Origin of the sequence: Reichenbachiella carrageenanivorans (genome assembly GCF_025639805.1) — a bacterium.
GTDB classification, from domain to species: Bacteria; Bacteroidota; Bacteroidia; order Cytophagales; family Cyclobacteriaceae; genus Reichenbachiella; species Reichenbachiella carrageenanivorans.
The window spans coordinates 1,524,285-1,549,851 of the sequence record NZ_CP106735.1; the positions used below are offsets into that span (position 1 = coordinate 1,524,285).

Here is a 25,567-nt window from a genome sequence, read left to right on the forward strand (position 1 = left end):
GATTAGTTTGGAAAAAGAAAAACCCGACGGTAAAATACTGGATATGAAAGTTCTGAAAAGAATTTTCGTATTCGTCAAACCGTATATGACGCAGTTTTGGTTATTGGTATTGCTCACCTTTGCATTGGCAATATTGGTGCCCATTAGGCCCTATCTGATACAAGTCGCCATAGACAACGACGTGGCCAATGGCGATTTCGACGGATTGGTGCATATGATCATTTTACTGATCGGGTTGCTGCTGGCACAAGCAGTGGTGCAGTATGGCCATACTTACTTGTCGAGTTGGCTGGGGCAGTATATCATTCGAGATATTCGTACGAGCCTTTACGAGCATATTCAAAAACTCAAACTCAAGTTTTTTGACAAAACGCCCATCGGTCGATTAGTCACTCGCAACATTTCGGATATTGAGACGCTGGCCGATGTGTTTAGCCAAGGCATTGCTATGATGATAGGCGATTTGCTGCAGCTAGTAGTGATTCTAATTTTTATGTTTTATACTGATTGGAAGCTTACGTTGGTGAGTTTGTCCACATTGCCAGTGCTCATATTCGCTACTTATATTTTCAAAGAAAAAATTAAAGTATCCTTTAACAGTGTCCGTACGGCAGTGTCCAATCTCAATTCTTTTGTACAGGAGCATATCACAGGGATGAGTATCGTACAGATTTTCAATAGTGAAGATCGAGAACATGAAAAATTTAAAGCCATCAATCGAGAACACCGAAAGGCTAACATTAAATCGGTTTTGTATTATTCCGTATACTTTCCTGTCGCAGAAGTTATTCAGGCTATTGGTATTGGCCTAGTAGTTTGGTACGGTGCGGTAAAGATGATTGATGCCGAATATCAACCTGGCGTATTGATTGCCTTCATCATGTATATTCAGATGTTTTTTCGTCCGATTAGGATGATTGCGGACAAGTTCAATACCCTGCAACTAGGCATTGTGAGTTCTAATCGACTTATCGATTTACTAGAAAACGATGAGCACATCTCCAACGAAGGTTCGTTTAACCCTGCCCAGCTCGAGGGCTATGTGTCTTTCAAAGACGTGTGGTTTGCCTATAATGATGAAGATTATGTACTAAAAAACATCAATTTCGAAGTAGCAGCAGGGCAGACCATTGCCTTGGTGGGAGCTACTGGTGCGGGCAAGTCTTCGGTAATCAACCTACTGAGTCGATTTTATGATATCAATAAAGGCAGTATAACCGTAGACGATCATGATATTCATGACTATGAGTTGAGTGCTTTGCGTCAAAATATTGGAGTGGTGCTTCAGGATGTGTTTTTGTTTTCCGATACCATCGAAAAAAATATTACGTTGGGTAACGTAGACATCACTCGACAGCAAGTGATGGATGCTGCGGAGCTAGTAGGTGCGCGTGAGTTTATCGAGCGGTTGCCAGGAGGCTTGGATTATAATGTGATGGAGCGAGGAGCAACCTTGTCTGTAGGGCAGCGACAGTTGATTTCCTTTGTGAGGGCTATGGTTTACAATCCTAAAATCATTGTGCTCGATGAGGCTACGTCTAGTGTAGATACAGAGACCGAAGAGTTGATTCAACAGGCCATAGATCGTATGATGAAGGGGCGTACGTCTATTGTGATTGCCCATCGATTATCTACAATACAGCACGCTGACAAGATATTGGTGCTAGAGCGGGGGGAGATAAAAGAAACTGGCTCGCACGACGAATTGCTTGCAAAAGACGGTTATTATGCACAACTTCATAAAATGCAATACAAGGAAGTCACTAATAAGAGCGCTTGAGTAATTCATCAAAAATATTTTTAGTGGGCATGCCTGGGTCGGGCAAATCCACCTTTGGTAAAAAATTGGCTGAAAAGCTCAATAGAAATTTCTTTGACTTGGATGTAGAAATTGAGCGTATGGCTGGCTGGGTGATTCCAGATATTTTTGCTCAAGTGGGTGAGAATTATTTTCGAGAGTTGGAGCAGAGTGTATTGCTGATGCTCATCAAACTCAATGAGCCGTCAGTGATAGCTACAGGTGGAGGGGCACCTTGCTTCTTCGATAATATGGATCAAATGAATAAGGCGGGAGTTTCTATTTTTTTGGATACACCGTTAGATACCATTGTGGAGCGAGTAAAAGAGGCCAAAAGTACTCGCCCTTTGGTCAATCAAATGGCTGACGGCACTATTGCAAGCGACATGCAGGCCTTATACGCGAAGAGACTTCCTCATTATAAGAAAGCCTCATTCACTACCAATTCGAATCTTGAAGACATCATCCTGTTCTTGGAGGCGCTTTAAAAATTGACCCCGAAAGTCACCGAAACATTTAAATTCTTATTTTTTATAAATGCCGTTGGGCTAATGTCTTGAGTGGGCGCTTCAAATGAATAGATAGTATAAGGGCTTCTGGAGGTGGTCCACGTAGCGTGCACTGCAGAAAGATCTATAAAAAATTCCTTGTTTCGATAACCAACCCCTCCAGAGATTTTACGAATACTATTGTCGATACTGCTCTTGACAAACGGATCTCCATCATAGCTATAGCCTGCTCGTATTCTAAATTTGGATACGCGAATTTCACTACCTACCCTCCAGTTGATTGTGCTTTGGTAAAGAGAATCTATGGCGTGGTTGTCGGCCGAGACATCAAAATCATCGGATTTGATTTTGGCAGTAGAGTAGTCGATAAAGTCTACATCTGCAGAGATAAACCCTAACTTACCCAAAAAGATAGCAGCCCCAGTAGTCAGTTTGAAGGGCGTGGTAATACTGTATTTGGAGTCTGTAAAATACTGATCGTAAAAGTCTTCTAAGGTTGTGGTTGTGGAGTCGGCGGGATTGTAATAGTCCCAGTTGTTGTATGACGTGAATAGGTCCTCGGAACTTTCTTCGTTCATCCAATAGTAGGTAGGTGTGGTGGCCGATATACCAATTCTGAAAAAGTCGACGGGCCGAGCTATTATTCCGAATGTGCCTCCTACTCCTGTGCCTGTAATATCAAGTGTAGTTTGAGTACTCACTTCGTTGATCACATCATCGTTTTGATTGTTGTATAAAAACTCTGACTCGGAATAGGTATTTTCATTGGAATATTTGATGGAGTTAATGTTGAGACTGGCGCCAAAATAAAAGATGTCGTTGTAGTTGGCGCCTCCTGCGAAATCCCAAGAGTATTGGCTGCCTTTGTTTTTTAGTGTTTCGTACTGTCTTGGATAGTCGCCTAATTCTCTTACGGAACCATCCTGATTGAAACCCATATATTTATCGTATCTAGTGAATTTAGGGTTGCTAGGGTCGTAATAATCACTGATCAAGTATTGATAATAGGCATCATAAGGGAGTCCAAGTTCTCCGAGTTGTTCCACAGGAGTGCCCCATGCTTGGTCTATCCACGAATCTACAATAGAGGTTTTGCCTAGTTCTTGATTGTTGTAACCGTCGTAGGTTATGTTGCTATGAAAATTGTTTTCTCGGGTCATGGTGATGGCAAACGATCCTCCTTTGAATTTGCTGGTTTCTATATCACTTGCCGCAAAACTAAAAATCACACCCATGTTGGCAATATTGAAATTGGCTTTGCTGTCGTCTGTCGTTACGCCGAAATATTCTGCTTCACTGTTGTAAAAATTAATTGAAGGCGTGAATGTGAATACTGAACTTCTATTGAATCCTAATCCTGCGGGGTTGGCATAGGCTGAATTGATATCTCCTCCCAAAGCAGCCTGAGCTCCTCCGATAGCCTGAGTCCGAGCTGAGCCTATAGCGCTAGTACGGCTGTACTTCAGGGCGTCGTTGTAGTATCCGATTTGAGCCACAGAGCCCGAGGCACATACCACGATTGTAAAAACTAATAAAGTCAGTCTTTTCATAGGTGTTAATTATTTTGAGTGAGCCTATATTTATCGACCTCTTGACGATGACCTACTAGACCCAGAAGACCTGCTTGGAGTACTGGATGATCGACTCGGGGAGCTGCTTCTGATATTGCTAGATCTAGATGGCGAAGCGTATGACCTCGAAGGGGTAGATGTACGACTGTTGGAATAAGAGCTTCTGTTGGTGTTTGAAGAAGAAGTCCCTGAACTGTATCTTCTGGAATTGCTAGAAGAAGAGCTGTTGCTTCTTACTGCAGAGCTTCTGGATGAAGTACTTGTTGTGTTGGATTGATAAGAGCTTCGACTATTGGAGGCAGTAGAGGAAGACCTAGTGTTGCTGATATAACTGTTGCTAGACGGAACGGTGTTTCTTGAAGTCGTTCTACTAGATACATCTGCCAGCCTAGATCTAGATGTACTTACATTGGCCTTTCTTAGGTATTCGTTTTGTGTGTTGGTTTGGTTTTGAGGTGCTCTTGTCGTAGAAGAGGACGTACGTGTTCGGCTACTACCACTAGTACTTGATGCTACACGGGCTGTACCACTGACTGCCGTAGCCGAGCTGGTAGATCGAGTAGGTCTGGTAGCCGTCATCCTAGAAATGTTTTCGCTTGGTGCAATGTTAGAGCCTCTGCTGTAGCGTGCGCCACGGGTTACGTTTTTGGCATAATTACCATCCCCTCCACTAGCCATATAGTAGCCATATCGGTATCCATTGTAGAACCCTCGATCATAGCCATAGTATGGGCTGTACCACCTGTAGCTGTTGTAGCTATAGGGACAATAGAACGGGTCATAGTAGCCGCCATATCCTCCACCCCAGCCGTAGCCGAAGCTTAATCCATAGGACCACCCCCCCCAGTTATTGTAGCTCATGTTGTAGCTAGGTCCCCAAGCGTTGTATCCACCACCGTAAGGGTTTCCATACCCTCCGCCATAGTAGTTGTTGACTACAGTAGATTCATTTTGTCTGTTGTATTTGGGGTCGTTGTAGAAGGCCTGATCGTCATACTGTGGAACACCTTCTCCTTCTACATAATAGTCCTGACTGCTGTAAGTTTGGTTTTGATCATTTGTATTTGTTACTGCTTCAGTCTGGCTAGAATAGTCAGCTCCATTAGAAGATTCACGTGCTTGTTGCTTATACTTTTCTATATATTCTGGGTTTACTTCTTTGGCAGAATATGAGGCATTATTGTAGGTGTTATTCGAATAGGATTGGTAGGCTGTACCTGCGTCAGTAGGAGCAAAAGATTCGTTGTCTGCGTATTTGATTTTTTCACGGTCGTTTTTCGAGAAGTACATATCGTCATATTCTTCTTGTGCCCATGCAGCATGGGACATGCTTAGAAGAATAACTAAGGCAGAAAGGGCAGCGAATTTGTAGTATCTGTGTATCATGACGACCTCCTAGTTTAAATGGGATGACATTGATTTTTATTACTGGACAACCTATTATATTTGTGTCCAATTTTTTCTGGACTTGGCTTGTAAAAAAGCAATATCCATACCAAAATTAACGAATCAAGATGAGTAAAGGATTACCAAAGCGGAGCGAAGATTATTCTTTGTGGTATAATGAATTAGTGAAAAGGGCAGATCTTGCTGAAAACTCAGCAGTACGTGGTTGTATGGTCATCAAACCATATGGCTATGCCATATGGGAAAAGATGCAAGCCACCTTGGACGAGATGTTTAAAGACACGGGTCATTCCAATGCCTATTTCCCTCTGTTTATACCTAAATCTTACTTGAGCAAAGAAGCTGCTCACGTAGAAGGTTTTGCTAAAGAATGTGCGGTAGTTACTCATTATCGTTTGAAAAACGATGAAAACGGGAAAGGCGTAGTTGTAGATCCCGAAGCCAAACTAGAAGAAGAGTTGATTGTAAGACCTACTTCAGAGACGGTGATATGGAATTCTTATAAAAATTGGATTCAGTCTTATAGAGATTTGCCTTTGCTGATCAATCAGTGGGCCAATGTAGTGCGCTGGGAAATGAGAACGCGTTTGTTTTTAAGAACGGCAGAATTTCTATGGCAAGAAGGCCATACCGCTCATGCTACCAGGCAAGAGGCTATTGACGAGACTGTACAGATGATGAATGTCTATGCGGACTTTGCCGAAAACTATCTCGCTTTACCTGTACTTCGCGGTGTGAAAACGGAGAGCGAGAGGTTTGCAGGTGCAGAAGACACGTATTGTATCGAAGCTTTGATGCAAGATGGCAAGGCTTTGCAAGCAGGGACGTCTCACTTCTTAGGGCAGAATTTTGCGAAAGCATTTGATGTGAAATTTGCAAATGCAGAAGGCGGAGCCATGGAATATGTATGGGGTACGTCTTGGGGGGTGAGTACACGATTGATGGGAGCACTTATTATGGCACATTCTGACGATCAAGGATTGGTGTTGCCTCCTAAATTGGCACCCTTTCAGGTGGTGATTGTACCTATTTTCAAAAGCGACGAGCAGCTAGCCGAAATAGCTGAAGTAGCTTTGAAAATAAAAGAAGATTTGAAAAGAATTGGCATCAGTGTGAAGTTTGATAATCGCAAGACACACAAGCCAGGATGGAAATTTGCAGAGTACGAACTCAAAGGAACGCCTGTGAGAATTGCGATCGGACCAAAAGATTTGGAAAACAATACAGTGGAGGTGGCACGTAGAGATTTGCTTGAAAAGAACGTGATGCCATTGGATGATAGTTTTGCGCAAAGCATATCTGAATTGCTTGATAACATCCAAGAAACGATTTACAAAAAGGCTTTGGATTATAGAACTTCGCGGTCGTTTGAAGTAGATACATACGATGAGTTCAAAAAGATCATCAACAGCGAAGAAGGTGGATTTGTATATGCACATTGGGATGGCACTGCCGAAACAGAGGAGAAGATCAAGAACGAAACAAAAGCGACGATTCGTTGTATTCCCATTGATCAGAAGGAAAAAGAAGGTAAATGTGTCTATTCGGGCAAACCGTCTAAAGGTCGAGTAGTATTTGCAAAAGCATATTAATAACCATAGGGTTGGGGAAATACCCAACCCTATTTCGTATATTAGAATTCTCATATTAAACCACCCAAATTGCTGGACTACTTTCTTATAGCGTTTATAATCCTTTCAGGTATTGCACTGATTATCGTGGAGATCATTTTTGTGCCAGGCACTACGGTGGTAGGTGTTTTAGGCCTTTTGATAGGTCTTTATGGAGTGTATAGAAGTTATGAATTGTATGGTAGCGAAACGGGGCACTGGGTATTGGCAGGGTCTATGGTTTTGGGACTTGTAGTTACCATTTTCAGTTTTAAATCTGGTGCTTGGAACAAATTTTCGAATAAGAGTGTAATGAAGACGCCCGTAAACGAAGGGCTGACGTCAGGATTGGAAATAGGGAAAGAAGGCTTTTCTATCTCTTCATTGAAACCAATAGGCAAAGCCGAATTTGACAATAAAACATACGAAGTGACTTCGCTTGGAAATTTTGTAGAGGAAAACAAAACTGTTAGAATTATCAAAGTAGAGCGAAATAAAATATTTGTTGAACCAATAAACTAATACCTTGATGAGTAGTATGATGATGATTTTTGCGCTTTTTGGAGCCATAATCTTATTTTTCACCTTTCTGTATTTTGTTCCAGTCAACCTCTGGATCACAGCAGTATTTTCTAATGTGCGTGTAGGGCTGGCAGAGCTGGTTTTTATGCGAATCAGAAAAGTACCGCCTTCATTGGTGGTTAATTCTTTGATTACTGCCACTAAAGCAGGTCTCTCTGTGACTTCCAATGAATTGGAAACGCACTATTTGGCTGGCGGAAATGTGCCTAGTGTAATTAAAGCTTTGATTTCTGCAGATAAAGCAAATATTGCTTTGGAATTCAACCAAGCAGCAGCTATCGATTTGGCAGGTAGAGATGTATTCGAAGCCGTTCAGATTTCGGTAAACCCTAAAGTAATCACTACACCAAGAGTGGCTGCAGTAGCTTCGGACGGTATTCAGCTGATCGCAGTAGCTAGAGTCACCGTGAGAGCCAACTTGGCACAACTTGTAGGTGGAGCAGGGGAAGATACTATTTTGGCTAGAGTGGGAGAAGGTATTGTGACCTCTATCGGTTCGGCAGTGACCCACAAAGAAGTACTAGAAAACCCAGATAAAATCTCGAAATTAGTACTTACTAGAGGTTTGGACGCAGGTACAGCTTTCGAAATCTTGTCGATCGATATTGCAGACGTAGATGTAGGTAAAAACATTGGTGCGGACTTACAAATAGATCAAGCGGCGGCAGATTTGAAAGTAGCCGAAGCTAAAGCAGAAGAACGTAGAGCCATGGCGGTAGCCGTAGAGCAAGAGATGAAAGCCAAGGCACAAGAAGCTAAAGCCAAAGTAATCGAAGCGGAAGCAGAGATACCAAAGGCCATGGCACAAGCCTTCATCGATGGTAATTTAGGAATCATGGATTATTACAAAATGGACAATATCAAAGCCGATACGGAAATGAGAGAGTCTATTTCTAAACCTAAAAGCTCAGGATCGGCTAGCAAGAAGCCTTCCAAATAAGTGTTAAAAAAATAAGTTGACGGGCATCTTCTGGTACCTCCATGGCATTAGTGTTATAATGCAGATAAAGTCATGGATATCGAGGATGCCCGTTTTTTTTGTGCCCAATTTTCTGCTTTTGGGGCTGTTGGTCATAGGGATAAGCACAGTCAGTTGGGCTCAAAAAGTGACTATTCACGGTCAGGTATTGGACGGAATGAGCCTCGAAGAATTAGAAAATGTTCATGTCTATTTAGAAGAACACGTAGGGACTACCACGACTATTGAAGGGCGGTTCGAATTTGAAGTACAGCATCTAGATACACTTCATTTTTCATTGGTCGGCTATGATTCCCTTTCATTAGTCATCACCAGTGTAGAAGAGGTACAGAAAGTCATCTTGGCGATGCACCGTAGTACGATCATACTAGAAAGTGTGGAAATTGCCTCAGACTATCAAGCGAACACCATCATCAAACAGCCCGAAAGGCAAGTGTACCACGTTCCAGGTGTCAAATATTCTACTCAGCTAGCAGAAAAAAACTATCATATGGGAATGGCTGCTGTAGCGAGCCCAATGACGGCTATGTACCGTGCTTTTAGCAGGAAGTACAAAGAAGAAAAAAAGCATCACCTATACATGAAAGAAAAGCAAACTGAAGATGAGGTGTACAACAAAGCCAAAGAAAACCTAGACAATGCTTTCAATCACATTGAAGAATATTTTGACGATTACTATTATAGAGATTTTATGCAGTATACAGGTCTTTCGGTTCGGTACGTGTCCTCATGTTCTATGTACGAGCTGATCAAAATCCTGCCTCAGGCAGTCAAAAGATATCAAACACATCTGGAAGAGGAAGGAGCAGAGGAGTAGTCTTTCATATTGTCCCCAATAAAAGCAAAAAGCACAAAACTCGATGTTTGTGCTTTTTTTAATGATCAACATTGTTAGCGGTTAGTTTTTGAGATTTTTCAAAAACTGCTGACATGCTTGATCATTGCCAAGATATTTTTTTCGCTCTCCAATGACGGCGTACCAAACATTCTCTTCGCTGCTGAAGAGTAATTTAATTCCTTTTGATACTAAAGATTGCGAAATACTCATAGCTGGTGAGTGTTACTGATCTTGTGAATAGCAAATTTGCTTTAAATGTGGTAAAGTTGAAATAGAGTAATAACTTAATTGACTACTAGGGGATTCTCTTATAAATGAAATTTTTTAATATTAAAATCCTAAAACCGAGCACCTAATACTACCGTCTCTTTTTGGATGGATTTATTACCGTCTCCGTCGAAGGTTTCGAATACTACCAAGTAGTAACCCACCGTAGCTAGTCTGCCGTTATCGGTAGTGCCGTCCCAAGTATAAAAGCCAGAAATTGAGAGCAGCTCTCCCTCCGCAAGGGTTTTAACAATATACCCCGCCGTAGAGTAGATATGTACATTGGCGAAGTATCCAGACTGATCTAGCTGGTAGCTGATGGTGGTGTAGTCATTCATCCCAGTGTTGTCTGGTACAAAAACCTTCGGGTCGATGGAGACCGTAGCGGACGACTGTATGTGAGCTTGAAATTGAGAATTGACAACACCAGGAGTGGCATAGCCTGCCGTACTGGCGGCAGATTTCCAGCTGTCAGGATTAAAACTCTCCGCCTCGAAGGAAACGCGCTCAAGAGATACGCCTTCGTCGTCGTCGAGCAGATTGAAATGGTAATCGTCTTGGTATTCCATTTGATCAATAATCAAAAGGTCATCGTTGACCAGAATTACGGAGTCGCCAGTGTCTGCAAAATTAGGAAAGCTCCCCATAGCAATCATACGCTCAGCATCCCCTTTAGGATATTCAATGATGAGAATATCTGGCTCTGGTGTGAGCGCTAGATATTCCGCGGGGTTGATGACGAGGTGATCCGTGCTGATTAGTTTTAGGTCACTTGTTTTATCACCTAGACCCCAGTTTTTTAGATTAATAGCTTTGTCAGAATTATTGTAAATTTCGACAAAATCCACTCCGCCAGATCTCGGGTTAAATAACACCTCGTTGATCACAATGTCATTTGCCTCGGCTGCTTCGGGTAGTCTCAGAGAGGCGGTATTATGATCGCTCTGGATGATATTGAGATTGCAGTCTGCCACATTTGAAAGTGTGACTTTGTAAGATTCGCCCCCACTTAATGCTTCAGCGAGTTTTACTTCTATTTGAGCATTTTGTGGATCTAGGAGAGTCAGATCTGCGATGGTTCGTGCCGGCGCAATGGTCAGGCTTGTATGGGCAAATGATGCTGGATTTAGTTTTTCATTCAGGGTCAGCTCCAGTGTTTGGGCATCTGCCGCAAGGGCACTGAGTAGCTGAGGTCCGAAGTTGTCGGGGTTAGATGCCTGTACCGAATTGGCTAGGCCAGGCGTACCTCCTTTGATATTTGAGGAGGCGATCCAGTTGCTCTTTTCGCCACATGGGTTGCTTGTGTCTATCATCTCTAGTGACCACCCACCGTCTTCTTTTTCACTGTCCTTGTACCAGCTGGTGTTGTACGAAGTACTGAAAATTTGTTTGGAATCAGCATAGATAGAGATGGTTTCTCCTGTATTGTTGAACGAGGGAAAACTGGTAACTCCCATGACAGAAACGCCAGGAAAATCACTCGCATTAGAAGTGGAGGTAAGTACCATGTATCCACCACTAGGCACTTCTCCCGATAGGAGCGTGGTGCTACCGCCTTCATCTACGAGGCTCAGGCCAATCAAAGAAATGGATTGATCTGTGGTATTAAATATTTCTAAATATTCGGCATCTGTGAGCCCTACTTCTGGTGTAGGATCTGCCATGATTTCGGTAATGATCAAATCTCCAAAGTCGGGCACATTAGGCGCCGTAAATGTGAAAGGTATTATGTGACTAGTGAGTGCATTGTCCGATAGATCTTCTATGTTTTCTAGAGAAAGGTTATAGTCTTCTCCTTCTTGAAATTCACTATTAAATGCTAATAATACCGATGAGTCGGCTAGTGTGTACTTGGCGTCGATGGGTTCGCCTATATTGGGTATTACTCGGTAGTTACTCAAAAATTCTGCAGAATTTTCATTTAAGGGTTCCGAGTATTGTAGCCAGATGGAATTGGTATTTACGATGAGGTAGTCTGATACCGCTGGAGCTGTTTGGTCGTTGGTCACTGTAGTGAAATAATCAGGCAAGCGATGACCGAATACATTGCTGAGATCTTTCCAAGAAATGGTATGAGCTACGTCGGCAGCCAATGCTTGCTCAAAGGTAAGCCTCAAAGTCTCAGGGTCGTCGGCATCTACGACAGCAGCTAGACAGTTGCCCAGCGAGGGATTGGAGCTGAAGTTGGAAAGTAGGAGTGTTTGTCCCTGATCTAGCGCCACATCAAAGGCAATAGCCACAGAACGATCTCCTACTACAGAGCCAACAGATACTCGGCTATCAAAGTCAAAAGAGTAGTCGGTTACAGATAAGGCATTTAAGTTGACATCATTCACATTCACCACTTTTAGTGTATAAGTGGTCTCGTCTTCAAAGCCAATATCAAAGGTCACAGTAGTGACTCTTGGGGTACTAAATGTAATGGAACTGGCGGGTTTGCCATTGAGTGTGTAGTTGGCCAGTACATCTTTTGAAGTGACATTAGGCGTCTTATTAAATTCTATTTGAAGACTCTGTGCACTGAGCGGGTTTATTGTCGAGACATAAAATACGTTATAATCAAAATTGGTGTCGATTGCCGATGAGAGTGTATTGCTTCGGACATCACTGATGTTAGAAATACGAAGGGGAATATTAGCCACTTCTGGTAAGCTAGATGACAGGTGGAGATAGACAAGATGCGGATACTCTAAGTTCAAGGTTGCCGAAGTAGGCAATGCCCCGTTTACGGTGTAATTAGCCGCATTTTCAGCAGAGGTTTGATCTACACTTTCGTTAAACCAAAGTATAATCCGATCTGCAGATTGGACAATCACGCTGTCTAGTTCAGGCGCAAATATGTCGTAGACAAATGTTTCTCTAATTCTGGTTCTAATCTCGTTGGCATACAAATCTTTGACCTCGTCGATATACAAATCAAATTCGACTTCTCGCTCAAAGTCTTGAGCAAATTGCAGGGTAACCGTTTTCTGATCTGCCGCCAGTGTGGCTTTGGAGGGAAATATATCCTCGTACTCATAGTTTTCTTTTGATTCAGCAGATTGCTTCCCCACCTTTTCGGTAAAAATGATTTCGAGAGAGGAGGCAGATGTTACGGTCAGCACATCTAGCTTGGGAGGCGACGTATCATACTCAAAAGTAATATCGGGTGTGGTCAAAAAATCGAGAGTGGTATTCTGAACATTGGCTACTGACAGTATCAGTTCTTGATTGTCATCAAAATTATTGGCGAAAGCCAAATGAACCAACCTCGAATTGGAGCCGTCCAAAAAGGCAGTGACAGGATGATCCACACCGTCGTTGACAAAGTAATTGGCTGCAGTGCTGGCACTAATGGGCTCAAGGTTTTGTTTGAAATAGATGTCGAGTAGGTTGATGCCCATGACGTGCACGGTATCTATTTGCTGAGATAGGGTAAAGGGTGCCATGATCGGAGTTGCAAGTGCGTTGCCTTGGAGGTCTTCGAGTAGGCTGATGGTGAGGGTGTTTTCTACATTTAGCACAAAATCATCTGCAAACGTAAGGCTGACAATAGACGGGTCTGTGTCGTTGCGTATGGCTTGGGTGGGATGAGGCCCACCGTGATCTGATGAATAATTGGATTCTGTTTCGGCAGTAGATTCATTCAAATCTTCATTGAAGATGACTTCTATCGTGTTGGCGGTTTTCACCAAAATTCTGTCTAATACAGGTGGATTGGTGTCGTAGGCAAATGATAAACTATTGGCGTGTATGGCGTTGCCTGCGCAGTCGGTTACTCCTGTGGCCGTTACGGTATAGATTACCCCATTGGCGAGGGCTGGCGTCACACCCACAGTAGTGGATAAGAAGCCTGGGCCTATCGGGCTAATGCCGTTTTCGGAGAGGCCGTTGTCGAACGAATAAGTGCCGTTGGTGAGTGAAGTTTCATCCATGGGCTCGTCGAACGTGAGCTTGAAGGTATTGGCATCTGTGGCGATAAAATCGATGAGGTTGGGTGCAGTGAGGTCTGGGCTGTTGTCATACACGGCATTTTGTGTGCCAGGCGTGCCGCCATCTACACTCGACGAAACGATCCAGTTGCTTTGGTAGCTACAGGCTAGCATAGGGTTGATTTGCTCTAGGGAGTAGCCCCCACTGGATTTGTCCGAATCCTGATACCAGCTGTCTGTGTAGGATACGCTATCTACTAAATTGCCTAAGTTGTCGGTAAGCTCAAGGGATTCCCCTGAGTTGCTGAGAGAGAGCCCACTCAGCCCCAATACATTTCCTGAAAAATCTCCTGCATTGGCGGAAGCGGTAAGTGTCACATATTCATAGGCGCCAAGCGTAAAGTCACCTAATGTTCGTCCATCGATTTCGAAGTTGCCTATGTTGATGGCTTGCCCAGTGGTGTTATACAGTTCTAAATATTCTGCATCTGGTAGGACCACGGTCGGGTTGGGGTCAGCCATGATTTCATTAATTACGATGGTTCTAAAAGGAGTTTGTAGAGGCACATTAAGCGTTCGCTCTTCATCGTCAATGGTTTCGTCTTGGGCTTCATTTTTTACTTGATCGATATGGAGTGTGTAGTTGTTGTTCACAAAACCATCTGCAAAAGTCAACAGCACTTCGTCTAAGTGGGTAGCGTCTCTTTGGGCAGATTGGGGATTGCCAAAGTCATAGTCGAGTGTGTAGTTGCTCAGCGTTTGGGCGGTGGTTTCGTCTACATTTTGATTGAATTTTAGACGAATGCCGTTAGTACCTTCTTTGGTGAGCGAGGAGATACCAAATCCTGCCGCTGCGGTAGAGATGGAGATGTCGTCGAAGTAGATTTTATCCTTTCTAGTATCGGTATACACACACCTTATGCCAGTATGTGAAGTAGCTGTATGGTCATTATCCGCTATAGCGCCTTCGAGTGTAAAGCTACTGCCTCCGCTTGTGTCTGAGTAAAGAGACCAGTTTGCAGAGGCATCTCTAGTAATCCGAACCCTAATCTGTACTGGATCTCCAGCCAATGCTGCCGAACCGTCTATGATGACTGATTTGGTGTTGCCTGTTTGTTTGTTTAAACTGATTTTATCACCCGTACTTCCTAAAGACACGTAGTATCCATTTAGCGAGCCAGATAAATCAGATTGGTCAGATACTAGATAGAAAAAAGCATGATTGGAAGTGGTAACATTAAATGCGAAGTCAACTAAAAACTCCCAAGTAGTCTCCCCTAGCTCCGTTTGTGATGTAGATAAGTAGGAGCTACCTGCGGCCGCAGCATCTAAGCGCAACTGAAAGCTTGAAGCATTGAAGTCTGCAATATCTCCTGTCCAAGCAGGATTAGCGGTAAAATCGCCATCCGTAAAATCATCAGAGACTTGGGCAGTAGCCACCTGAAACAGAAAGAGTGTGATGAGTGCAAACAAATATCTCATAGTAGTCAAATTTCAATGTCTAAAATACTGATTATTACCCAACCAGCGCTGCCTTCGAGCTGGTGTTTGGATTATCGTATTATTATTTCTTGAGAACCTTCTTTCTAAGACAGAGAAATGTGATGGGTTTTGTCCAATTATTTCCTTTATTCTCAATTTAGCTTTTCAGAAATTTGTTAGAAATTCATAATGCGAATTTTTATTGGTTAATAATTTAACATTAATATCAATTCATTAACAATAATTAAGAATTTTGGTATTTCAGCCTTCGAGATGTCCATGGAATTAATGTAATTTTGAAGCCTCATTAAAAGTACAAAAAGTGAAGTTAGCAGTAGTAGGAGCCACGGGCTTGGTAGGATCGGAAATCCTAGAAGTCCTCAAAGAAAGAAATTTTCAGTTTGACGAATTGTTGTTGGTAGCCTCTGCCCGATCTGCGGGTAAGGTGGTAGAATACCAAGGCAAGTCATATACCGTTATTGGTTTGGAGGATGCCGTAGCGGCTAAGCCAGACATCGCTATTTTCTCAGCAGGAGGAGGTACTTCACTAGAGTGGGCACCTAAGTTTGCTGAAGTAGGTACGATCGTAATCGACAACTCTTCAGCTTGGAGAATGGATCCTAGCAAAAAACTAATCGTACCAGAGATCAACGGATCTGCGATCATGATAGACGATAGAATTATCGCTAACCCTAACTGCTCTACTATCCAAATGGTATTGGTATTAGGTCCATTGCATGAGCGATATGGTATCAACCGTGTGATTGTGTCTACCTACCAGTCGGTGACGGGATCGGGCAAAGGCGCAGTAGATCAGATGATGGCTGAGCGAAACGGCGAGACTCCTACGATGGTGTATCCGCACAAAATTGACATGAATGTATTGCCTCACATCGATGTATTCCAAGACAATGGATATACCAAAGAGGAAATGAAAATGACCAATGAAACAGTGAAAATATTGGGTGACGAAAACGTGAAAGTATCTGCTACTTGCGTTCGTATCCCTACCATGGGCGGTCACTCAGAGGCAGTCAACATAGAATTTGACAATGCCTATGATTTGGACGAAGTCAAAGAAATACTGTCTAAAGTGCCAGGCTTAGTGATTCAGGATGATGTGGCTAATAATGTGTATCCTATGCCATTGACTGCACATAAAAAGGACGAAGTGTTTGTAGGCAGAATCAGAAAAGACGAGTCTAAAGAGAACGCATTGAACCTCTGGATCGTGGCGGACAACTTGAGAAAGGGTGCGGCTACCAATGCGGTACAAATCGCTCAGTATGTGACCGAACACAACTTGGTACTCTAAGGAAGAAACCTATTTTAGTTATTCGTGCGAAATGCCATTCGCACACAGATAAAGGCTGGCTCGAATGTTTTACATTTGAGCCAGTTTTTTTATGTCCCAATCACTCATAGATATCCTCCGCACGCCAGAGGCGCGCACTTTCATTCAGACACATCTGAGCGAAGATCCAGTGGCGCTGGTACTACAGGCGCGGCGATATCCAGATTTGCCCATTCGGGAAATAGCCGCTCAAATCCAATCCAGAAAAAAGGCCGAAAAGAAGTTGCCCGAGTGGTTTGCACAGGAGGGTATCCTGTTTCCTCACGGCGTATCGATGGAGCAGTGCTCGTCGGAAGACACCGCCAAGTACAAGGCTACTTTGGTGAGTGGCAAGACGGTGACGGATCTAACAGGCGGATTTGGCATAGACCTATATTACCTATCGCAGCATTTTGCCGAAGCACACTACATTGAGCGCTCCGAGGAGCTGGTTGCGCTGGTCAAGTACAATTATGAACAATTGGGGTGCGATCAGGTGTCGTTTTTCAACACCACGGCTGAGGACTATCTGGCCGCTGATCAGCAGCCCGCCGATTTGTATTTCATCGATCCGGCTCGTCGAGATGAGTCCAACCAAAAGGTGTTTGAGATCGGCGACTGCACACCAGATTTGCGTTTGATCATTCCCATTTTGCTCCAGCGAAAAGCTGAAATATTGATCAAAATGTCGCCGATGCTAGATATTCGTCAGGCATTGGATGCCCTGCCTCATGTCGAAGAAGTGCATGTGGTGTCGGTCAGGAATGAGTGTAAGGAATTGCTGTTTCGTATTGTGCCTAGTCATAGCGGTGAGGCCAAGCGCATCACGGTCAACTTCGCTACAGAAGGCCCAATGCAGTTCGTGTTTGACGCAAGCGACGAGCAAGAGCAGCCCACATTTAGTGAGCCACTGACTTACCTTTACGAACCCAACGCATCGATCATGAAAGCTGGCGGCTTCAATGCCGTCGCCAGGGCCTTTGGCGTAAGCAAGCTGCAGCGCAATTCGCATCTATATACCTCGACAGAGTTAGTGGAAGATTTCCCGGGTCGTGTATTTCGCATACAGGCGCAGACTGTGGTCAACAAGAAGAAACTAAAGCCCTTTTTGCCGCAAGGCAAAGCCAACATAGCGGCAAGAAACTACCCCATGTCCGTCAAAGAAATTCGAAACAAAACGGGTATCAAAGAAGGTGGTGAGGTGTATGTGTTTGCCACTACGTTGATGGACGGGCGTTTGGCGGCGTTGGTCTGTGGCAAGGTGTAGACTCTATAGCTTTTTTATTCCCGTATCTTTGGATCAATGAGGCTTCATCTTCATTGTAAACATTCGCTTTACTTTTCCTTCTTAGCATAATCACTACATCCAATCTTATCTCCCCATGTACAAATGCACCAATATCCATATTATGCGTCTGTCTACTAGCCTCTAGAAATTTATACGCTTGTTTGCTTGTGATAATGGATGGGTATGATTTTTTTTGGATAAAATATGAAATAATTAAGTTTATATGCCTTCTAATTCCTCTAGCCTGTGCTTTTTGTTTTGCATGTGAGGTGAGGGAACCAAGATTTTCTTTTTAATTGAAATAAGTACTTTGTAATCTTTTAAAATCAACTATGAAAAACCTATTACTCGCCATGAGTGCATGGCTCATGCTACATACTGCCCAGGCGCAGCTGGATCCTTCGGCTTTTGTTACCACCTGGCGAACCACCGGAGACAATGAGTCCTTTACCATACCCGCCCTCGAAGACACTAATAATGATGGGACCGTAGACGAAAATGATGTGGCCTTTAGTTATAGCGTAGACTGGGGCGATGGTAGTACAGATACTAATGTCTATACCGGGCCAGCTTCCCATACCTATAGCGTAGCAGGAGATTATCAAATCTCGATCACTGGAACTTTCCCAAGGATTAGGTGTAAGGCTGTTGGCGAACAAATTCAATCCATAGACCAATGGGGGGACATAAAATGGGAAAACATGTACCAAGCTTTTTTTTCATGTACCAACCTAATATATGCGGCCACCGATGCACCTGACTTGTCGAATGTTACTGACCTGGGGAGTATGTTTGGCTATTCTACTAAATTCAACGGTGATCTGAGTAACTGGGACGTGAGCGGTGTGACTGATATGTCAGGGATGTTTGCGGGCACTTCGTTCAACAGTGATTTGAACACTTGGGACGTGAGTAGTGTGACGGATATGGGTCATATGTTTGTTGACGCATCTTCATTCAAAAGTGATGTGAGTAGCTGGGATGTAAGTAGTGTGACTACTATGATTTATATGTTTTATAACGCTACTTCATTCAATGGTGATGTGAGTAGCTGGGATGTGAGTAGTGTGACTAAAATGGATTTTATGTTTTATAACGCTACTTCATTCAATAGTGATTTGAATAATTGGGATGTGAGTAAAGTGACTAGCATGGGTGAAATGTTTTCTAAGGCATCTTCATTCAATGGTGATTTGAGTAGTTGGGATTTGAGTGCTGTTAATAACCTATGGAAAATGTTTTATAATGCTAGTTTGTCTATGACTAACTATGATAAGCTGCTCGAAGGCTGGAGTACGCTAGACGAGGGGGAAACTAAGGTGCCTACCTATATCGATTTAGGCACAGTCAGTTCAACTTATTGTCAGGGAGAGGCTGCTAGGACACGATTGATCGATGAATATGGTTGGTCGATTGCTGGGGACGAGAAGGCTTGTCCACCTGCAGCAGATTTAGCTGCCCTGCCAGAGTTGGTGGCATGTGATGAAATGGCTGAGCTTACAGCCCCTACCGCCGATAATGGAACCATTACCGGTCAGACCACCACTACATTCCCGATCACCACTCTGGGAGAAAACACGATACAATGGGTGTTTACATCAGCCAAAGGAAAGGAGTCGGTACAGACACAGATCGTATGGATAGGAGACTATGTAGTCCCCGATACCCATGAACTGGCTGATGTGTCGGGAGTGTGTTCAGTCGCATCCTTGGTCCTGCCGACTGCTACCAGTGGGTGTGGTGGTGAGATTACAGGTGTTCACGATGCTACATTGCCCATCACCGAGACCACGACCGTGACATGGACTTATACCAGTGAGTCAGACGAAAGTGCCACACAAACTCAGAAAGTGGTGATTGCCCCTTGCGTGGGCAGTGTGACAAGTGTAGCGCCAGATCAGACCGCAAGCGCCATCTACCCCAATCCTGCGACAAACAGTTTTCAGTTGTCGGGGCTCCCAGCCGATGAGCTCACGCTCGTAGATATGAATGGCAAAGTCCTTAGTAGGTTTGAGTCGCCACAGACATCTTACTACATTGGCTCGCTCGAAGCAGGGATCTATACGGTGATGATCCGTTTTGGCCAGCAGGTACGCTATACCAAGCTACTCAAAAGATAACAGGAGCCTACTTCGCTACATAATAACAATAAAAACAAGGGGGCAGTTTCGACTGCTTTCTTGTTTTGTACCATGAGCCTTTATCCGCTAATGGACGGACGTTTGGCGGCGTTGGTCTGTGGCAAGGTGTAGACAGGCTTCCTTGGCGGAATAGAAAAGAGAAACCTTTTGATACTTGTGGTAAGGTCATTATTAATCCCTTGGTGAGTTTTTGAAAAGCATCTATATCTTTGGCGCATATGCCTCAGGAATATGCCATCATAGATATAGAAACCACTGGTAGGAGTGGTGCAGGACAGAAAGTTACAGAGATCGCCATCATCATTCACGATGGCAAAAAAGTAATTGACGAATATCAAACTTTGGTCAACCCTGAGACCTCCATCCCCTACTCCATCACGCAGCTTACGGGCATTCACGACGAGATGGTGATGCACTCACCCAAGTTTTTTGAAATTGCAAAAAAGGTGTATAAAATGACCGAAGGGCGCATTTTTGTTGCCCACAATGTGGCGTTCGATTATGGCGTGCTTCGAGGTGAGTTTGCTAGTCTGGGTGGAACATTTGAGCGAAAGCAGCTCTGTACCGTCAAGCTGGCCAGAAAGCTCCTGCCCGGCCATGGCTCCTATAGTCTGGGCAAGTTATGCACCGATCTAGGGATTTCTATCCATGGCCGCCATCGCGCTTTTGGAGATGCCGAAGCCACGGTGAAATTGCTGGAGATTATGTTTGGCAAAGCGGAGGATCTGGGCATGGAAGACCTGAGTTTAGAAAGTGTGGCCAACATACCTAAAATTCCACCGCAGCTCGACCGAGACACCTATCGCAGTCTGCCCCAAGCCACAGGTGTCTATTACATTTATGACGCTTCTCAAACCTTAGTGTATATAGGTAAGGCCAAAAATATCCGCCAACGTATGTTGTCGCATTTCAACGACAAAAGCCGAAAAGAAAAGAGCTTGTTTGAAGCCACAGCTGATATACGCTATGTACTGACAGGTAGCGAACTTATCGCACTATTGATGGAGTCTGATGAGATCAAAAAACACCAACCCAAATTTAACCGTGCTCTAAAGCAAACCAAAGCGACATATGGCTTGTACGCCTATGAAAACCAGAAGGGTGTACTCCAGCTTAGCGTGGCCAAACTTCAGGCGGGCAGTCTAGCGTTAAATACTTTTGTGGGACTGGCACGAGCCACCAAGTTTCTAGAGCAGGCCGTAGCGTCTTATCGGCTCTGTCCCAAATACTGTGGATTAGAAAAGACCCAAGACAGTTGCTTCGCTTCCAAAATCAAGAAGTGTAATGGCGTGTGTGCAGACAGAGAATCAGTGGTAGATTATAACGTCAGAGTAGAAGAACTGATCGACGATCTGATACTCAAAAGGGAAGATTTCTATATTGAAGAACCTGGCCGTACCGCCGACGAAATTGGTATTGTACAGATTAAACAAGGCGAGTACCAAGGTTATGGCTATGTGTCGAGCTCAGATCAAAATACGGGCTACGAAGGGTATGAAAATTGTATCGAAAAAAAGGATAATGACTCAGATGCTTCGAAGATTATATTGGGTTATTTAAAAAAACAAAGAGAACATAATGCGTCGAGATGACCCTGTAGAGGTTGAAATCAGCAACAATTAGCACTGAATAGTAGCCGTCTATCCATGCAGCTTTTAGGAGCTTATGCCTATTCTACCAATTTTAGAAACTGTGCTTGAAGCCTTTCATCTCCCCCCAGTTGTTCTATTACTGCTTGCTGTAGGTATTTAGGAATGGTTTGCTGCGTGGCTAGCTTTTGTGTAATGTCTTTGATCATCATGGCGAGGTCGTCGCTGTAGAGATCTTTGGCTTTTACGTCGGAGATGAAAGACTCCATATTGGCCGAAGGCATTACTTCTACAGGCTTTGATATTTTAGGACTGTTTTTTTGCTGGTCGTCTATACAGGTATCGAAGACTTCGAATATTTTTTTTAATTCCGTCTTTTTGAGTTCGCCAGATTCTATCTGATCACTCACAGCAGGACAGTCGGAGAAGTACTCACCCAATCGTTTTTTGGACACTAGGTTGCTAAATTTGAACTGCTCTCCTTGCCAGTTGACCAATAGCCTTAGCGAATAATTTGAACCACTGTTGCTATTGTCTACATAGAGATATTCAGAGAAGTATTTGCTTTTGAAAACGACCTTTACAAACTGATAGCGTTCGTCTATTTTCAATACTTCAAACTCTTCGTCTTTGGCTAAATGTACCAATCGTACTTGGTAGCATTTATAGCTATTTTTTTCTTTGCCTATTTTCGTTCGGACTTCATCCACCCTGTACTGTCCTCCATGATCTAAAAATATTTTGCCACGGATGGTGTCCATTTGGGCAGTCACGAGCCACTGATCTTGTCCATGGGCCAAAGTGAATATTAGGGATAGAGCAGCTGATAAGAAAATAGTACGCATAGCTTTTATTTGATATGTGGCTAAGTAAATGAAAATATCTGATTTTTTGCAAAGATCAGACCACCAACCTTGTCTTTTGGACAAATCGAAAGAATCTTATTTAGGAGAACAAAAGAGTCATCCGATTGGAGCAAATGGTCGTTGGTATTCTGATTGGGCTAATCATGAGGCTAAATCGTATATTTGTTTCGATGGGAAATATTGAATCCAAAATCAAAGAACTATTCAAAAACAGGCTCTTCTGTCATGTCTTTTTTTGGGTGAGTTATGTCCTTTTTCATGCGGTATTGTGGGGCAGCTACAAGAGCGAGTGGAGGCTGGCTTTTATCGACCAGATTATCTACCTGCCCGTCAAGATACTGATCACTTATTATACCATCTACATCCTATTGCCCAAATATGTGCTCAAAGGCAAGTGGCTCTCATTTGCCTTCTTGCTTATGGCCTCTGCACTTACGGGTGGGGTATTGTATCGTCTCATCATGTACTATGTGGAGTATCCGCTTTTTTATCCTCAGTACATGGGTGACCCTTTGTTGAAAATATTCAAGATATTCAAAGGAATTGTTCAGATCTATCCAGTTGTATTTTTAGCTACTACGATCAAAATCCTGAAGCACTGGTATGTGAACCAGCAAGACAAGCAAATCCTAGCACACGAGAAGTTGGAGGCTGAGTTGAAGTTTTTAAAAACACAGATACATCCACATTTTTTATTCAATACACTTAACAACCTTTATGCGCTTACGCTAAAAAAATCCGATAAGGCACCAGAGATGGTACTCAAATTGTCCGAACTGATCAACTATATGCTTTATGAGTGTAATGCTCCAAAAGTGCCTCTCGACAACGAATTGAATTTTATCAAAAACTATATAGAGATCGAACGTATGCGCCATGGAGACGATCTCGACATCCGTGCTATGATCACTGGAGAGACAGCAGGTGTGCATGTAGCACCGATGATTATTTTACCTTTTTTGGAAAATAGTTTTAAACATGGAGTAAACGAAGAACTGGACAAGTCGTGGGTTTACTTGGAGCTCTCATTGAATGAAAATACACTCAAACTCAGCATAGAAAACAGCAAAAGTGAAACACAGCGACTCAATGATAGAGAGCATGGTATCGGGCTTAAAAATGTGAAGCGTAGGCTGGATTTGCTTTATCGAAACGACTACCGACTCGAAATCATCGATGGCGCAAGAACCTTTACGGTACTGATGGAAATAAATTTTAGAAAAACGGCATGAAATGTATAATAATAGACGATGAGCCGCTGGCTATAGAAGTCATAGAATCGTATGTAGATCGTATCGAGTCACTAGAGCTGGTGGGCAAATTTAGAAATGCTATCAAGGCTTTTGATTATATCCAATCTGGCGAACCTGTCGACCTGATATTTTTGGATATTCAGATGCCAAAGTTGACGGGCATCGAGTTTTTAAAAACACTACATCAGCCACCTCAGGTGATTTTCACTACCGCTTATCGCGAATATGCACTGGAGGGTTTTGAGCTCGAAGTGCTAGATTATTTGCTCAAGCCTATTTCGTTTGATCGATTCATGAAGGCCGTGTCCAAAGCCTTACATCAGCAGCAATCGTTGACCAAAGAAGTGGGAGTGACCACGACTGTGGAAGGAGATGATTTCATCTTTTTCAAATGCGACAAGAAAATGATCAGGATCTGTCTCAAAGACATTCTCTATATAGAAAGTGTAAAGGACTATGTGAAGATCAAAACGGCAGAGAAAGAAATCGTTACGCACGAAAAAATCAGTGTGTTAGAAACCAAATTGCCTACCCCGTATTTCATTCGAGTTCACCGGTCGTTTATTGTAAATATTCCCAAAATAGAAAGTTATTCTGCTAGTGAGATTGAGCTCAACCAAGAGAGTATCCCTGTTGGGAGAAATTACAAACTCGACGTGATGGAACGCTTAGGTAAGATCGTGCTTTAGCTTTCTTGCAGATCAAATTCGAATAGGTCTACGAGGTGCTGTTTGAGTTTACCCTGTACTTCCTGCAAGTTTGGCTTTTCACCCAATTCAAATTCTAGAGAGGTTACGGCCTTGTCGTCGATTCCACATGGGATGATGTTTTGAAAATAATTCAAATCAGTGAGTACATTGAAGGCAAAACCGTGCATGGTTACCCATCGGCTGGATTTCACGCCAAGTGCACAAATTTTGCGTGCTTTTATGGGATTGTCGATGTCTATCCAGACACCAGTCAAGCCATCTATTCTGCCAGCTGCTATATTATAGTCGGCCAGCGTGAGAATGACGGCTTCCTCCAAAAAACGCAAGTATTTATGAATATCTGTAAAAAAGTTATCTAAGTCCAGAATTGGATAGCCCACGATTTGCCCTGGGCCATGATAGGTAATGTCCCCTCCTCGATTGATCTTGTAAAATGAAGCGTGTTTTTCTGCTAGTCCTTTGTCGTCTAGCAGCAGATTGGCTTGATCGCCAGATTTGCCCAGCGTGTACACATGAGGGTGCGAGCAAAAAATCAGGTAGTTAGGTGTCAGGGTTTGTTCGGCGGATTCCTTTTTTCGGTTTTCTATTTTGAGGGCTACGGTCTTGTCAAATAATTCCGTCTGATAGTCCCAGGCCTCTTGATAGTCGATCAAACCCAGATCGATAAATTTTGTTTGCTTGTTCAGTACTTGATTCATTACCCTTTTTAGCGTACTCGTTATTTCTTTTTGTGATCACCCCGTTTCAGCGACTTGATGAATTCGCCCCAAGCAAAAGGGTTTAGCAGAGGAATCGATGTGGTTTGAAACCTAGCATTGTAGGTCGTCATCTGTTGGGTCATATAAAATTGATAGTTGTTGGCTCCGCTCATTGGTAGATTCTTGTACATCTTATTTAGCATGGCCTGATCCATGCTTTGCTGCATGTTTTTGTACTGATATTGGTAAGGGACCTGCATAGCCAGGATGGCCTCTTTGAGCAGTTCCTCTGTAGGGAAAGGGTAAATTTCCAATTCAGGCAGGTAGGTGGTGTCGGCGAGCAGTTCGATGATTACGGTGTAGTTGTCGCTTTTTCCTTCAGGAATGATCAAATGCATTTTTTCATAACCGATCGCACTGATGATTAAGCTGTCATTTTCCAATACGGGCATTGAGAAGTATCCGTAGGGGTTGGAGGTGGTGCCTCTCCCTCCTTTGGGAGTAAATATGTGAACACCCGGTACGCCAGAGGTACTATCTTCACCCACCACAATTCCAGAAAACTGGATGATTCGCTTGTCCGTTTGTCCGAAAGAGACAAAAGCGTAAGACATAAATATGATACTGAAGAGGCCTGCTAAAATGTGCTTCACTAATTCTTTTTCTTTAATTAATGCTAATTTGCATTTGATAGTTTGCTAGTAGCAAAACTACACAATTATTCAGCAATCCTTT

General features: G+C 43.2%; 18 protein-coding genes. 12 read left to right on the forward strand and 6 right to left on the reverse strand.

Annotated features, from left to right (window positions below; translation table 11 throughout):
* The first annotated feature begins 1 nt into the window (after position 1).
* Together N7E81_RS06115 and N7E81_RS06120 are read left to right on the forward strand one after the other, a co-directional pair.
* The gene (locus N7E81_RS06115) at positions 2-1,780 is read left to right on the forward strand and encodes an ABC transporter ATP-binding protein (protein ID WP_263053065.1); all 1,779 of its coding nucleotides are present in this window, start codon (positions 2-4) and stop codon (positions 1,778-1,780) included.
* On the forward strand, positions 1,777-2,286 hold the full coding sequence (locus tag N7E81_RS06120) for a shikimate kinase (protein ID WP_263052401.1): 510 nt from the start codon (positions 1,777-1,779) through the stop codon (positions 2,284-2,286). Before N7E81_RS06115 ends, N7E81_RS06120 begins: the two co-directional genes overlap by 4 nt.
* On the opposite strand, the gene N7E81_RS06125 is transcribed toward N7E81_RS06120, so the two are convergent.
* Positions 2,283-3,857, reverse strand: coding sequence for a hypothetical protein (locus N7E81_RS06125; protein WP_263052402.1), 1,575 nt, complete (start codon positions 3,855-3,857; stop codon positions 2,283-2,285). The genes N7E81_RS06120 and N7E81_RS06125 overlap by 4 nt on opposite strands.
* A gap of 30 nt (positions 3,858-3,887) precedes the next feature.
* Positions 3,888-5,264 (reverse strand): hypothetical protein, encoded by a 1,377-nt coding sequence (locus N7E81_RS06130; RefSeq protein ID WP_263052403.1) that lies wholly within the window; start codon positions 5,262-5,264, stop codon positions 3,888-3,890.
* A gap of 128 nt (positions 5,265-5,392) precedes the next feature.
* Here N7E81_RS06130 and proS point away from each other — a divergent pair, with 128 nt between their 5' ends.
* The 4 genes from proS to N7E81_RS06150 all read left to right on the forward strand — a co-directional run bounded on the left by proS (position 5,393) and on the right by N7E81_RS06150 (position 9,273).
* Complete coding sequence (proS, locus tag N7E81_RS06135) at positions 5,393-6,877, forward strand: proline--tRNA ligase (RefSeq protein ID WP_263052404.1); 1,485 nt, start codon at positions 5,393-5,395, stop codon at positions 6,875-6,877.
* A 69-nt stretch (positions 6,878-6,946) separates the two neighbouring features.
* Positions 6,947-7,417: an NfeD family protein gene (locus N7E81_RS06140; RefSeq protein ID WP_263052405.1), complete on the forward strand. Its 471-nt coding sequence runs from the start codon at positions 6,947-6,949 to the stop codon at positions 7,415-7,417.
* 7 nt (positions 7,418-7,424) lie between these two features.
* Positions 7,425-8,417 carry a flotillin-like protein FloA gene (gene floA, locus N7E81_RS06145; RefSeq protein ID WP_317624066.1) on the forward strand — a complete coding sequence of 331 codons (993 nt, stop codon included), beginning with the start codon at positions 7,425-7,427 and terminating at the stop codon, positions 8,415-8,417.
* 85 nt (positions 8,418-8,502) lie between these two features.
* Positions 8,503-9,273 carry a carboxypeptidase-like regulatory domain-containing protein gene (locus N7E81_RS06150; RefSeq protein ID WP_263052407.1) on the forward strand — a complete coding sequence of 257 codons (771 nt, stop codon included), beginning with the start codon at positions 8,503-8,505 and terminating at the stop codon, positions 9,271-9,273.
* A 359-nt stretch (positions 9,274-9,632) separates the two neighbouring features.
* Here N7E81_RS06150 and N7E81_RS06155 read toward each other — a convergent pair whose 3' ends face one another.
* Positions 9,633-14,954, reverse strand: a complete 5,322-nt coding sequence (locus N7E81_RS06155) for a lamin tail domain-containing protein (RefSeq protein ID WP_263052408.1) — start codon at positions 14,952-14,954, stop codon at positions 9,633-9,635.
* Between the two features lie 322 nt (positions 14,955-15,276).
* Here N7E81_RS06155 and N7E81_RS06160 point away from each other — a divergent pair, with 322 nt between their 5' ends.
* From N7E81_RS06160 to N7E81_RS06175, 4 genes are all read left to right on the forward strand, one after another.
* A complete protein-coding gene (locus tag N7E81_RS06160; RefSeq protein ID WP_263052409.1) occupies positions 15,277-16,269 on the forward strand; it encodes an aspartate-semialdehyde dehydrogenase in 993 nt (330 codons plus the stop codon).
* Between the two features lie 91 nt (positions 16,270-16,360).
* Positions 16,361-17,554: a class I SAM-dependent methyltransferase gene (locus tag N7E81_RS06165; RefSeq protein ID WP_263052410.1), complete on the forward strand. Its 1,194-nt coding sequence runs from the start codon at positions 16,361-16,363 to the stop codon at positions 17,552-17,554.
* 353 nt (positions 17,555-17,907) lie between these two features.
* Entirely contained in the window at positions 17,908-19,695 is a 1,788-nt protein-coding gene (locus N7E81_RS06170) for a BspA family leucine-rich repeat surface protein (protein WP_263052411.1), read from the forward strand.
* Positions 19,696-19,934: 239 nt separating this feature from the next.
* Entirely contained in the window at positions 19,935-21,308 is a 1,374-nt protein-coding gene (locus N7E81_RS06175) for an exonuclease domain-containing protein (protein ID WP_263052412.1), read from the forward strand.
* Between the two features lie 77 nt (positions 21,309-21,385).
* On the opposite strand, the gene N7E81_RS06180 is transcribed toward N7E81_RS06175, so the two are convergent.
* A complete protein-coding gene (locus tag N7E81_RS06180; RefSeq protein WP_263052413.1) occupies positions 21,386-22,150 on the reverse strand; it encodes a hypothetical protein in 765 nt (254 codons plus the stop codon).
* 191 nt (positions 22,151-22,341) lie between these two features.
* Between N7E81_RS06180 and N7E81_RS06185 the strand changes: the two genes are divergently transcribed.
* Together N7E81_RS06185 and N7E81_RS06190 are read left to right on the forward strand one after the other, a co-directional pair.
* On the forward strand, positions 22,342-23,403 hold the full coding sequence (locus N7E81_RS06185) for a sensor histidine kinase (protein ID WP_263052414.1): 1,062 nt from the start codon (positions 22,342-22,344) through the stop codon (positions 23,401-23,403).
* Positions 23,400-24,113, forward strand: a complete 714-nt coding sequence (locus N7E81_RS06190; protein ID WP_263052415.1) for a LytR/AlgR family response regulator transcription factor — start codon at positions 23,400-23,402, stop codon at positions 24,111-24,113. Before N7E81_RS06185 ends, N7E81_RS06190 begins: the two co-directional genes overlap by 4 nt.
* On the opposite strand, the gene lipB is transcribed toward N7E81_RS06190, so the two are convergent.
* Together lipB and N7E81_RS06200 are read right to left on the reverse strand one after the other, a co-directional pair.
* Positions 24,110-24,832 carry a lipoyl(octanoyl) transferase LipB gene (gene lipB / locus N7E81_RS06195; protein WP_263052416.1) on the reverse strand — a complete coding sequence of 241 codons (723 nt, stop codon included), beginning with the start codon at positions 24,830-24,832 and terminating at the stop codon, positions 24,110-24,112. The two genes, N7E81_RS06190 and lipB, sit on opposite strands and share 4 nt — an antisense overlap.
* Before the next feature lie 20 nt (positions 24,833-24,852).
* On the reverse strand, positions 24,853-25,485 hold the full coding sequence (locus tag N7E81_RS06200) for a carboxypeptidase-like regulatory domain-containing protein (protein ID WP_263052417.1): 633 nt from the start codon (positions 25,483-25,485) through the stop codon (positions 24,853-24,855).
* Positions 25,486-25,567: the final 82 nt, after the last annotated feature.